The organism is Flavobacterium chungangensis, assembly GCF_042654045.1.
Classification (GTDB): domain Bacteria; phylum Bacteroidota; class Bacteroidia; order Flavobacteriales; family Flavobacteriaceae; genus Flavobacterium; species Flavobacterium chungangensis.
In genome coordinates this window covers 38287-50966 of sequence record NZ_JBHSFY010000018.1, presented here as the reverse complement: position 1 = coordinate 50966, position 12680 = coordinate 38287, and the positions used below count along the sequence as shown (strand labels likewise).

Below are 12680 nucleotides of genomic sequence, written 5' to 3'. Positions count from 1 at the left end.
ATTCATAAAAAAAGCTCAACATGATGTTGAGCTTTTTTTTATATTACTTATTTACTTAGAATCATATTCTTTATTTTTAAAAATATTTATATCATTATTTAAAAAAATTAAAGTTTCATTATATAGCTCATTTCGGCTTTTTTCTAAATGCATTACATGTGTTCCTTTTTGAATAACGACATATTTTTTCGACGCCGCATTTTCTAGAGAAAGAAATAAACCTTCAGCGTCGCTATTATTAGGATATAGATCCCATTCGCCTCTTATGACCAATGTTTTTGCAGTTATTTTTTTGGGATCGTAATAAGGATTATTATGTAATAAGTCAGAAACATCTGCAGAAGGACCTGATGGGTATCGAACCGTAGCATTTTTTGAATTTCCAGATAAAGGATCACTATTTTTCCAAATTTCTCCCCAAGTTTCAAATATTTCGGGTTCTAACTGGCATTCCTTTCCTGCTGGCGTGAGACTTTTCATTGCATTTATGCGTTGCAGAGGAGTCATTTCTTCAAATGATGATGTAATTTTTTCATTTTCAGAACTCTCATTTCTTGCTGTAATTGCAGCAAACAAAACTAGTTTTTCTATTTTGTTTGACATTTTAGAAGCGCATAATGCAGCAACAGAACCTCCCCAAGAATGACCTATTAAATAAATCTTATTTTTTCCTGTTTCTTTTAAAATAAAATTTACCGCTTTTTCAATATCCAAAGAAGCTTCCATGGCTCTTCCAACAATTTTATCAGAAGGATTTTTCATTTCGGGATATCTGTCAGAATTACCATAGCCAAGAAAATCAAGTGCATAAACATTATATCCGTTTTCTGATAAATTTTTCATCCAAGAAGTATTATTCATTTCAAAACCAAAAGAAAGTGCCGAAGGAAATGATGAACCATGAACAAAAAGTATAGGATAATCGTTTGAAGGCTTTTGTGGAGCGATATGATTGATTGCAAGTTTTAGCTCAGCAATATGGCTCTGAATTTTTAAAATTTCCATTGAATTTGTTTTTTTAGAATTTGAAATTCTTACCTTGTTTTGTGTATTCCCCATAGGAGCAAAGGACAAAAACAGAGATAAAACTATTATTATTTTCATTGATTTTTTCTGCAAAATTAAAATAGGATTACTTTTGAAACTTAAATAGAAACTTAACTATCATTGTCAGCATATGAATCATGAAATTAGCAAAATAAGCTCCATAATAGGAGATCCTGTACGGTCAGTAATATTGTGGACACTATTGGATAACAGAGCGTATACAGCTATTGAACTGGCTAATATTGTAGAAACATCGCCGCAAAACATTAGTATTCATTTATCTAAATTGTTAAAAGCTGATTTATTGACTGTTGAAAGCCAGGGAAGGCACAAATATTACAAGTTGTTAAATCCAGAAATAGCCAGTGTTATTGAAGGAATTGCAAATTTGGTTCCTAAAGATAGACAGCAAAAAGTAACCAATAAGGATTCTAAAATTAAATTTTGCAGGACTTGTTATGATCACTTGGCAGGTAAAATTGGTGTTGAAATAACGGTAAAATTAATTGACGAAAAGTACATCGTACTAGATAACAAAGCATTCTTGGTAACAGACAAAGGAGAACAGTTTTTTGCTGATTTTGGAATTGATGTTACGGTTTTAAAAAAACAAAGAAGAATTTTTGCAAAACCCTGTCTCGATTGGAGTGAAAGAAAACATCATTTTTCAGGATCATTAGCGACGGCATTTTTAAATAAAATGTTTGAGCTGGACTGGATTAGGAGAATTGATAACTCAAGAGCTGTATTGATAACCGCCAATGGACAAAAAGGTTTATACAATAAACTGAAGTTAGTGGTGTAATTTTTAATACGAGAAATAATTTTAAAAAAGGCTCAACATCATGTGGGGCTTTTATTTATGTCTAATCTTAAAATTTACCTGAGAGAACAAGTACAATAGCAGTTAGTATTAAAAAACAAAATAAAAAGATAAGATGACTTAATATGGATAAGAAAAATGCTTTTGTTTTAGATATTTTATTGAAGAACTGAATGTTGGTCCAAAAGATTAAAACAATACCAATAATATACATAGTATAAGAATACTGCTGTATGTGTGAAGTATGATTGAAAAGAATCAACGCTGGTATGGTTAATAGCTGTACAGCAATTCTTTGCGCGGCTTTGAAAGTATTTAGCACAAAAAGTTCCACAAAATTATAACCTTGTTTTCTAAAAACGAGATACGTACCAATAGTATAAATAGGAATGGAAGCTACTGTTACCCATGAGAAATGGGTCGCGAAAAATTCGTTTAAATAATCAGAATCTATGTTTGGACTCTTTACCGAATCAAAAGTATTAATGTGAAAATAGTGGTATAAAACCCCATAAAGCGTTGCAAGAACCACAACCAATGATAAAGGCTTGAAATGACGAACTCTTTTTCCTTCTATAAATTCGCGAATAGAATGGCCTGGCCTTGTAAACAATTGTTTTAGAGAATACAAAATACCTTTATCAAAATGCAATAAACCGTGCTGAATGTCGTGCCACAAAAAATGAATATTGATCTTGTGTGTTTCTGCAGGCTGACCGCAATTATTGCAATAATGACCTGTAAAGATCTGATGGCAATTTTTACACATTATTTCCATTTCAGTTCCATATTTGGTTTATGAATTACTTTTTTGCTTTCTTATGATTCCGTTAGGATACATAATTGCCAATAAAACTATTATCAGCAGAAAATTATATTCGACACCGTTTCTTCCGCCGCCCACAACAAACCAGCCTTCTTTAAAATGCACTAGAATGATTCCCATTATAAGAACAAAAATGGTTACAAAACCAGCAAGTTTAACATATTTGTTTGCTAACAAAAGTACCGCCGCTATAACATGAGATAATTTGATGCTCCAAGCTAAAAATACGCCATAAGGAGCAAAACCAATTTGATTTAGAAAAAGATTTCCAAAATCATGAATACCATTATTAAACATTCCGAAAACGGAATGGGTTAAAAGGATAATAGCCACAGCAATTCTCAAAAGTAAATTTGCACTCATAAATTGGTTTTTGGTGAATTAAAAATAATAAAAAAAAACGCATATTACTGTAAATATGCGTTTTAGCTTTTTATAAAAAATAAGTTTTAAACTTTTCCTAAAGTATAAAGCTGTTCCATTGTTGGTGTTAAACTTCCGCCAGCAGGCTCCAATGTAATTCCAAAAGCCTCAGCCGAATCGGTTTGGCTTACAGCAAAGATTTTTTGTTTATTTCCTTCAAAATCATCCAGTAAACCAATACTTGTAGGAGTAAGAACAGGACTTAACTTTAAAGACCAAACCTGATAAACCATTCCTTTTGGAGGATCTGGTAAACCTGCAGCATCAATATAAGTCGTTTTAGTCTGTTTATTCCAGTATACTTTTGCAAAAGAAGCTGGAGAAACGGCTTGACCGCCAAGAGTTACTCCGGTATTTTTGATATCTCTTACAATGCTTAGATTTTTTTCAGTTTGTTTATTCTGCTGATCTAAGAAAGCGTATTCGCGTTGAATTTTATTTTTTTCATTTCCAACAGTCGAGATTGCTTCTTTAGTTTTTGTTAATTCTAAAGTCTGATATCCCAAACCTAGCAATAATAGTACTGCAGCGGCCCAGCCTACATATTGAGACCAGTTTGAAGTTGGTTTCAGTTCGACTACTTTCCCGTGTTTAAGTTCCAGACGAGCTTTAATTTTTTCAAAATTTTCCACAGAATGGAAAGGAGAGAAGCTCGACGAAAGGGCAATTATAGCTTTTTCTATCGAAATGATTTCTTGATCAACTTCGGGTGATTTTTTTGCTAGTTCTGCTATTTCTAAATTTTCTTTTTCGCTCAGTAAGCCATAAACGTATAGCTCTAAAATTCCTGATTCTATATATTCTTGTGCTTCCATTATACTTTCAAATAATTACGTAAATCGTTAATACAGTTTCTGTTTTGTGTTTTGATAGTTCCCAGTGGCATTGCCAATTCTTCTGAAGCTTCTTGCTGGGTATATCCTTTAAAGAATAATAGGTTAATTATTTCGATACATTTTGGTTTCAGTTTCTTTACGAATTCTTGAATTCCAATTGCATCGAGTTTGTGGCTTAATTTATTACTCTCATCTAACAGATTTACGAAATTATCTGAGGAAAGGTTTTTTTGTGTGTTATTATAGTCCTTAGAACGAAGTTTATCGATCGACGTGTTTCTGGCAATATTAATGATCCAGGTGTAAAAACGACCTTTACTTTCGTTATAAGAATCGATGTTTTTCCAGATTTTGACAAAAACATCTTGCAGAACATCTTCTGCTTCTTCTCGATTTTTGATTAGGACATGTATGACAGAAAATAAGCTTTTTGAATACATATCATACAAATGGGTAAAAGCTTTTTCGTCCTTTTTGTAAATTAAGACTAGCAGTTCTTCTTGACTCATAAATTAGAAATTTTAAGTTTAAACATTAGAAATTGAAGCATTATATGTTAACCTGTTATAAAGTTAAATTATTTTTCTCTCACTTTTATATTTTTTTTAATAACGGAAAACCTAAGAAAATTAAGGCTTCAAAAAAAAATGTATTTTTTTTCATTTTTTTTAAAACCAAAAACAATCCAATTACGTAAATGTATTTATAAGGCCAGAAAAATCTTAATAGATTCATAGAAAAATAGAAAAACTGTTGTTATAATAGCATTATAGACATATGGATAGCAAGATAATAGTCAGAATATTAATAGTTGGATTAACAACAGTTTTGACACTGATCAGTTTTTCTGAAAGTGAATTTTTGAAAGATGCTTTAACAAGCTGTATTAGTAATAAGAATTGATAGCGAAGTAGTTTAAAAATATTAAATAGTTGATGCACTCGGACTTCCAAAAAAAGAAGATTTTTTTAATATGTCATTCGACAATTTTAGGATTTAAGTTTTCATCATACAAGCCAATAAGAGATTTTTTTTAAAGACGTTTGACATATGGGGGTTGAAGAAATTTTCGACATAACCGAGTGTCATCAACTATAATTTATTAAAAGATTGCATAATAATTAATTCATGGTTTGATTTGTTTGTATGGGGGAAGCCTAACGTCTGATTAACGTTAGGCTTCAATTTTTTATTTAACTTTTGATTGGCAAAAATTATAGACTTAAAATAGTTTTTGTGAAATGGATTTTAGCTAATTTTATAAAAAATTATCAGATGAAAAAAATAATATTAATGCTATTTGGAGCAGCTCTTTTGTCAGCAACAGGGTTAAATGCTCAAACTAATGCAAACAAATTATCTAAAAAAGATAAAGCCATGGCTAAAGAAACAATTTATCAATTTAAAGTAGAAGATTTATCAGGTGATACTTTTGACTTTGCGTCTTTAAAAGGCAAAAAAATCTTGATTGTTAACACAGCTTCAAAATGCGGCTTAACTCCACAATACAAAGATTTAGAAGCGGTTTACAAAGAATATAAAGATAAAGGTTTTGTAATTGTTGGATTTCCAGCAAATAATTTTGCTTCACAAGAACCTGGAACGGCTAAAGAAATCGAAACATTCTGCCAGCAAAATTACGGTGTAACTTTCCCGATGATGAACAAAGTTTCAGTTAAAGGAAGTGATATGTGTGAAGTGTATAAATTCTTAACCGAGAAGTCTAGAAACGGTTTGCAAGATTCTGAAGTAGAATGGAATTTTCAAAAATACCTAATCAACGAAAAAGGGGAACTAGTAAAAGTAATTAAACCAAAAACTTTAGTTACAGAACCGGAAGTAATCAATTGGATTAAAAGCTAAAGCATAACTATCTAAACCAAAAAATCCACAAAATTGAAATAATCAAATTTGTGGATTTTTTTGTCATTCTGAGGAACGAAGAATCACACTCGGAATTCGACAAAGATTGGAGAATTACTATATGGAATTACTTGTGTGATTCTTCGTTCCTCAGAATGACAAAGAATAAAGAATCTTCATCCTTTGCGGTTAAACTAAAATAAGTTGCATAAAAACCAAATCCAGCCAATGGTCAAATTTGTAGCCAACTTCACGAATCGTGCCTGTAGCTACAAATCCGAATTTTTCATGAAAAGCAATACTTCCTGCATTATCAGCATCAATGGCGCCAATCATAACATGATAACCTTGTTCTTTTGCTAAACGAATTAATTCTGTCAAAAGTTTAGAACCAATTCCTTTTCCTATAATATTATCCACTACATAGACAGAATGCTCTACGGTATATTGATACCCTATTTTCTCTCTAAATTGGCCATAACTCCCAAAACCAACTACTTCGCCATCTAAATCGGCTACAATTACAGGAAGATTTTTAGCTTTTTTATCTTCAAACCATTTGGTTTGAACTTCCAAAGTTTGAATCTCGTAGCTGTAATTAGCGGTAGTATGTAAAATAGAGTGATTTACAATTTCCAGAATCTTTTGCAAATCGTTTGTGGTTGCAGGTCTTAAAATAATGCTCATTGGTAATTATTGCGATTTATTTGGTATTCAGTTCAGCCAATAGAACGTCTACTTCTTTAGAGTTCCAATCCATTTCCTTAGCAATGGCTTTGGCATTTTTGGCATATTCCAAAGCTTTTTTCTTATTCTTTATTTTATTGTAAAGTTTAGCTTCAAGTAAATTACCGTCGTAAGAATCATTTAATTCTAAAGAGCGATCTACCCAAGAAATAGCCTTTTTTAAACTTTCTGTATCTTTAATATGTTTAAAGTAAGTATTTCCGATATCCTTTAAAAAACTTGCATCGTTCCAAACTAATTTCTGAGTATCTTCAAGAGTAACTTTTTTGTAGAAATTCCATTTTTCAGTTCTTTCTGCTAATGTCAAATCATATTTAAAAACCAAAGAATCCGTTTTTTGCAATCGAATAGATTTGGCGATTTCTCTTTGTTTATAATAGTTTACCGTATCTAAATTATCAACTAGAGGACGAAGCAATTCGTTTACGATACTTTCAATTTTACGGTCAACACGATTTTGAGACGCTACAGCAGCAAATTCCTTCTGATGGTTTAAAACAAACTGAAATTCTCTAGATTTAATATCGGTAACACCATTGGCTATAACTCGCCAGTTTAATTCGCTAACCAATTGATTATCCGTTTGAGTATTCAAATATACGTGGGTTGGTATTGATAACTCAGTTCTGTCTTTTCCTTTTTTTAGAGTATTTAAATAAGTAAAGAATTTATCCGAATTGCTTGGATCGGCAAGAAACTCCTTTTCTAAATAGGGCAATTGCATTTTCGGATTTAAAGCGTAACGCAATTCATTTTGAAACTCCGCTTTTTTCATTTCTCCTTTTAGAGCATAAATTAGCGTTTCATTGGTATCAAGAAATAAAAAAGTAGGAAGTGATTTTGTATTGAATTTATTCTTCAAAGCAATTCCTTCTTCTTTTTCAATATTTTTATAAGTGCATACAAAATTCTTATTCAAAAAATCAATAACAGCTGGATCATTTAAAACTTCAGTTTTCATTAAATTACAATGCGGGCACCAATCGGCATAAAGCATTACAAAAAGCGGTTTTCCTTCTTTTTTTGCATTTTCTAAAGCCGTTTTGTATGGAACATCAACAGGAACAAATTGATTCTGAGAAGTTATGGTTTGAAAAGTAACAGATAAAAAAAGTATAAATAAGAAACGCATAGTAAGTCTGGCTTTTATTAATTATTCGATTTTACAAATATATCCCCTTTTTTGAGAAAGAGCCTTAATATATTCCTAATTATAATATAAATCAAGTGCGAAGTTTGTAACTTTGTAAGCAAGAGAAAGAAAGATTAAATAAGGATTTTTCTTTAAAAAAAGTAATACACGACCGGAATGATTTACCCCAAAATAGCGCTTGCACAAAGCATTATCGAAATTTTATCTGCCAAAGGCATTGTTAATATTATAATTTCTCCAGGATCTAGAAATGCACCTTTAACTATCGGATTTGCTCAAAATTCAAACTTTACTTGCTACAGTATTGCAGACGAGCGATGTGCCGCTTTTTTTGCTCTAGGAATTGCACAGCAAACCAAACAGCCAACTGCAATTGTTTGTACTTCAGGATCGGCTTTGCTGAATTATTATCCCGCTTTCGCGGAAGCGTTTTACAGTCAAATTCCTTTAATTGTAATTTCTGCCGATCGTCCTCAGAGTAAAATTGATATTGGTGACGGACAAACGATTCGTCAAGAAAATGTTTTCTCTAATCATTCTGTTTTTAATGCAAATTTGACCGAAGAAGCTTCAGAAGAAAATGATTTAAAAATCAATTTGGCAATTGAAACCGCAATTAAAAAGAAAGGTCCAGTTCATATTAATGCACCTTTTGAAGAACCTTTATACGAAACAACAGCAGAGCTTTCTGTACAGCCCATAATTACAAACCCTGAGCCAGAAGCTTTTCCTTTAGCAATAGAAAATAGCGACGAGATAGTTTCTATTTGGAATACTGCCAAGCGAAAATTAATCTTAGTTGGAGTTAACGAAGCAAATGCAATCGATAAAGAAGTTATTGAAAATTTAGCTTCAGATCCGTCAATTGTGGTGTTGACAGAAACAACATCAAATCTGCATCATCCTAGTTTTATCAATTCAATAGATACTTTAATTACGCCTTTTGATGATTTTGATTTTAAGAAGTTTAACCCTCAGGTTTTAATCACTTTTGGAGGAATGGTTGTCTCAAAAAGAATTAAAGGATTTTTGCGAAAATACAAACCAGAACACCATTGGCATATTGATACTTTAAGAGCGTATGATACATTTGGAGCACTGACAAAACATTTTCAGATGCGACCAAATGATTTCTTTAAAGACTTGCTATCAAAAACAACATTTGTAAAAAGCAACTATTTTAATAATGTAGATACCGTGTACCAGACGAGATTAGAGAGAAGAAAAGAATATTTAAGTAAAATTGAATTTTCTGATTTTAAGGTTTTCGAAAAAGTAATAGAATCACTTCCTAAAAACAGTCTGCTCCAAATTAGCAACAGTTCTGCAATTCGCTATGCGCAATTAATCGATATTGATAGTTCTATTGAAGTTTTCTGTAATCGCGGAACAAGCGGAATTGATGGAAGCACTTCTACAGCAATTGGTGCAGCGGTTGGAAATGAAAAACAAACTGTTTTTGTAACTGGAGATATTAGTTTCTTGTACGATAGTAATGCTTTATGGAATTCATACATTCCAAAAAACTTCAAAATTATTTTGATTAATAATGGAGGAGGAGGAATCTTTAGAATTTTGCCAGGACATCAAGAAAAACCTGTTTTCAATACGTATTTTGAGACCTCTCATAATCTTACAGCGGAACATTTGGCTAAGATGTATAATTTTAATTATTATGCAGCAAAAGAGAATCAATCTTTAGAAAGCGGAATACAATCCTTATATAGTTCAGATGATGCCCCAGCAATTTTGGAAGTATTTACGCCAACATTTGAGAATGATCAAATTTTAAAACAATATTTTAGATACTTGTATTGAATTTGAAAGAAAAATTTTGTTAAAATTATTGATTTATTGGTTCTTTAGCTATAGATTTGGTGCATTATTCACCAAATTAAATTTATAGTTATGAGCAAGAGAGAAGAACTAATTAAAAAGTACACTACTGATTTAAAAGAGAAATGTGGTATTACAGCTGATGTAGATCTACTAACAAAAGTCACAATTGCTTGTGGTCCATCAATTTATAATAATGACGCCTCTACAGTAGCTTCTTCGCAACAATCAGAATTGGATACCGTAAAAAACAACTTTCTAATCAAGAAGTTAGGTTTAAGTAGTGGTCCAGATTTAGACAAAGGAATTGATGCCGTTATGGAAAAATACGGGAAATCAAATAAACACAAATATAGAGCTGTAGTTTATTATTTACTGACAGTACATTTTAAAAAAGAAAGCATCTTCAAATAATCTAAGTTTGAGATAATTCAAAATCCCTTTATAACTTCTACTTATAAAGGGATTTTCTATTTTTTACCTACAAATTAAGTTTTGTTAAATTAATTTCTTTGTACGATGCCAAACTTCGTACCTTTGCACCTCACAAACTTAGTTGTATAATCAACTTAGAATATTTAGAAAATGCTAGAAATAGGAAAATACAATACCCTAACTATATTGCGTGATACTAAAGTTGGTTTGTTTTTAGGAGATCCTGAAAACGATCCAGATGGCGTTCACGATGTTTTGCTTCCCAATAAATATGTACCAAAAGTATTTGAAATTGGCGAAGAATTAATCGTTTTTGTTTACTTAGATCATGAACAGCGACCAGTTGCAACAACTTTGGTTCCGTACATTTTACTTAATGAGTTTGCTCTTTTGAGAGTAAATTACATTAATAACGTTGGTGCGTTTATGGACTGGGGAATGGAAAAAGATATCTTGGTTCCGTTTAAAGAACAAGCGCGTCCGATGGAAAAAGGAAAACGCTATTTGGTTTATTTATATTTAGACACACAGACCAATCGTTTGGTGGCTTCAAGTAAAACCAATCAATTTTTGAGTAATGAAAAGTTGACGGTTGAAAAAGGAGAAGAAGTAGATTTAATCGTGTCTCATATTACCGATATGGGAATTAATGTTATTATAAACGAACAACATAAAGGACTTTTGTACAAAGATGAAGTTTATGATGATTCGATAAGAACCGGCGACAGAATGCGCGGTTATATTAAAAACATTCGTCCTGATAACAAAATTGATGTTGCGCTTCATCCTCAAGGTGTTGAGAGTATAGAACCCAATGCAGATAAGATTTTAAGTGAATTAAGAGCTAGCAGAGGTTTCCTTCGTTTAAACGATAATTCTCATCCAGAAGACATTAAAACCGTTTTGAAAATGAGTAAAAAGTCTTTCAAAAAAGCAATTGGCTCATTATACAAAGAAAAACTGATCGAAATTAAAGAAGACGGAATTTATTTGGTAAAAGAATAAAAACTTAAAAATCCCAATATTTTAAATTCCAAATTCCAAGATTGATTCAACGCAATCCATTGGAATTTGGAATTTTTATTTTTTGGAATTTATTTTGCGCTAGCAAAATTATTATAACACGAAAGGCTGCTCATTACAAGCAGCCTTTCGCTTTTTATTCAGTTTTAAAAAAAATTGTAATTAAAAAAAAACAGAAATAAAATAATTCGAATTCATCTCAGGACAATGGCTTTACGTATTTTAGAGATCGTCCCATCGATGGTATGTCTTTTAAATAATCAATGCACCTATCTTAAAAGCAAAAAAGAGAATTTCACGGCTCATCCATTGGTTTATAAAATAACTTTTAGAAAGTTGTGAATTAGTACTTTTTTCCTCTTTTCGTTATCATTTCTATACTAATCAATAGACAATTCTAACATTTAACCTTAGGTGTTACTTTTTTCTTTTTGAAGTTTCGACAAACACATAAATCATTTGCTCCTTTAATTGAGGTTTGTTACTTAAAACCCTAAAAAAATGAGCGACAAATTTTTTAAATTTTCTCAAAAAAATCATTTTTTAGGTTAATAAATCAGTGAAAGAAAATCAATCTGAAATCTTTGAAATGTTTTGTATCTCATTGATTTCTAGGGTGTAAAATTAATTATTATTTTTCTAAACTAATGTTAAAAAATGTTATTTTTTGTAAGTAAATACTAATTGTTAACATTAGAAGTCAATTTAGCAAAGACTTAAGAGCGATTGAGTAGGTAAAGTAGTAAAAATGATTTATTTTTACCCTATAATTATTTTTAAACAAAAAATCAAAATGGATTGGATTACAGCCAGAGAATTTGAAGATATAACTTATAAAAAATGCAATGGAGTAGCGAGAATAGCTTTTAACAGACCTAATGTTAGAAATGCATTCCGTCCTAAAACTACTTCAGAATTATACCAAGCTTTTTATGATGCACAAGAAGATACTTCGATTGGTGTAGTTTTACTTTCAGCTGAAGGGCCTTCAACAAAAGACGGAGTTTATTCTTTCTGCAGCGGTGGAGATCAAAATGCACGTGGACACCAAGGATACGTTGGAGACGACGGACAACACCGTTTAAATATCTTAGAAGTACAGCGTTTAATTCGTTTTATGCCTAAAGTAGTAATTGCAGTGGTTCCAGGATGGGCTGTAGGTGGCGGACACAGTTTGCACGTAGTTTGCGACATGACGCTTGCAAGTAAAGAACATGCCATTTTTAAACAAACTGATGCAGACGTAACAAGTTTTGACGGTGGTTACGGATCGGCATATTTGGCTAAAATGGTGGGTCAGAAAAAAGCTCGCGAAATCTTCTTTTTAGGTAGAAATTATTCTGCTCAAGAAGCTTTTGAAATGGGAATGGTAAATGCTGTAATTCCACATGACGAGTTAGAAGCTACCGCTTACGAGTGGGCACAAGAAATTCTTCAAAAATCACCAACATCTATAAAAATGCTAAAATTCGCAATGAATTTGACAGACGACGGAATGGTCGGACAACAAGTTTTTGCAGGAGAAGCAACTCGTTTAGCTTACATGACCGAAGAAGCAAAAGAAGGAAGAAACGCTTTCTTAGAAAAAAGAAAACCAAACTTCGGTGAAAATAAGTGGTTACCTTAATTTAATAAAATTGTTCCAAGTTTCAAGTTTCATGTTATACG

At 31.6% G+C, this 12680-nt stretch carries 13 protein-coding genes; 6 read left to right on the top strand and 7 right to left on the bottom strand.

The window, feature by feature from the left end:
- Positions 1-51 precede the first annotated feature (51 nt).
- Positions 52-1005, bottom strand: coding sequence for an alpha/beta hydrolase (locus tag ACFO3N_RS22465; protein WP_379801062.1), 954 nt, complete (start codon positions 1003-1005; stop codon positions 52-54).
- 172 nt (positions 1006-1177) lie between these two features.
- Here ACFO3N_RS22465 and ACFO3N_RS22460 point away from each other — a divergent pair, with 172 nt between their 5' ends.
- On the top strand, positions 1178-1852 hold the full coding sequence (locus ACFO3N_RS22460; RefSeq protein ID WP_379801061.1) for an ArsR/SmtB family transcription factor: 675 nt from the start codon (positions 1178-1180) through the stop codon (positions 1850-1852).
- A gap of 67 nt (positions 1853-1919) precedes the next feature.
- On the opposite strand, the gene ACFO3N_RS22455 is transcribed toward ACFO3N_RS22460, so the two are convergent.
- The 4 genes from ACFO3N_RS22455 to ACFO3N_RS22440 form a co-directional block, all read right to left on the bottom strand.
- Complete coding sequence (locus tag ACFO3N_RS22455; protein ID WP_379801060.1) at positions 1920-2648, bottom strand: DUF3667 domain-containing protein; 729 nt, start codon at positions 2646-2648, stop codon at positions 1920-1922.
- Positions 2649-2666: 18 nt separating this feature from the next.
- Positions 2667-3059, bottom strand: coding sequence for a DoxX family protein (locus ACFO3N_RS22450; protein ID WP_379801059.1), 393 nt, complete (start codon positions 3057-3059; stop codon positions 2667-2669).
- An 86-nt stretch (positions 3060-3145) separates the two neighbouring features.
- Complete coding sequence (locus ACFO3N_RS22445) at positions 3146-3934, bottom strand: anti-sigma factor (RefSeq protein ID WP_095931171.1); 789 nt, start codon at positions 3932-3934, stop codon at positions 3146-3148.
- Entirely contained in the window at positions 3934-4464 is a 531-nt protein-coding gene (locus ACFO3N_RS22440) for an RNA polymerase sigma factor (RefSeq protein WP_250836192.1), read from the bottom strand. The genes ACFO3N_RS22445 and ACFO3N_RS22440 overlap by 1 nt, the downstream gene beginning before the upstream one ends.
- 766 nt (positions 4465-5230) lie before the next feature.
- Here ACFO3N_RS22440 and ACFO3N_RS22435 point away from each other — a divergent pair.
- Positions 5231-5818: a glutathione peroxidase gene (locus tag ACFO3N_RS22435; protein WP_379801058.1), complete on the top strand. Its 588-nt coding sequence runs from the start codon at positions 5231-5233 to the stop codon at positions 5816-5818.
- 189 nt (positions 5819-6007) lie between these two features.
- Here ACFO3N_RS22435 and ACFO3N_RS22430 read toward each other — a convergent pair whose 3' ends face one another.
- Together ACFO3N_RS22430 and ACFO3N_RS22425 are read right to left on the bottom strand one after the other, a co-directional pair.
- Positions 6008-6505: a GNAT family N-acetyltransferase gene (locus tag ACFO3N_RS22430; protein ID WP_250836190.1), complete on the bottom strand. Its 498-nt coding sequence runs from the start codon at positions 6503-6505 to the stop codon at positions 6008-6010.
- 16 nt (positions 6506-6521) lie between these two features.
- A complete protein-coding gene (locus ACFO3N_RS22425; protein WP_379801056.1) occupies positions 6522-7697 on the bottom strand; it encodes a thioredoxin family protein in 1176 nt (391 codons plus the stop codon).
- 177 nt (positions 7698-7874) lie between these two features.
- Between ACFO3N_RS22425 and menD the strand changes: the two genes are divergently transcribed.
- From menD to ACFO3N_RS22405, 4 genes are all read left to right on the top strand, one after another.
- A complete protein-coding gene (gene menD / locus ACFO3N_RS22420; protein WP_379801054.1) occupies positions 7875-9536 on the top strand; it encodes a 2-succinyl-5-enolpyruvyl-6-hydroxy-3-cyclohexene-1-carboxylic-acid synthase in 1662 nt (553 codons plus the stop codon).
- Between the two features lie 90 nt (positions 9537-9626).
- Positions 9627-9968 (top strand): DUF2853 family protein, encoded by a 342-nt coding sequence (locus ACFO3N_RS22415; RefSeq protein ID WP_379801053.1) that lies wholly within the window; start codon positions 9627-9629, stop codon positions 9966-9968.
- Positions 9969-10139: 171 nt separating this feature from the next.
- Positions 10140-10994 (top strand): CvfB family protein, encoded by an 855-nt coding sequence (locus ACFO3N_RS22410; RefSeq protein ID WP_379801052.1) that lies wholly within the window; start codon positions 10140-10142, stop codon positions 10992-10994.
- A gap of 811 nt (positions 10995-11805) precedes the next feature.
- Positions 11806-12639 carry a 1,4-dihydroxy-2-naphthoyl-CoA synthase gene (locus ACFO3N_RS22405; protein WP_012024845.1) on the top strand — a complete coding sequence of 278 codons (834 nt, stop codon included), beginning with the start codon at positions 11806-11808 and terminating at the stop codon, positions 12637-12639.
- Positions 12640-12680 lie beyond the last annotated feature (41 nt).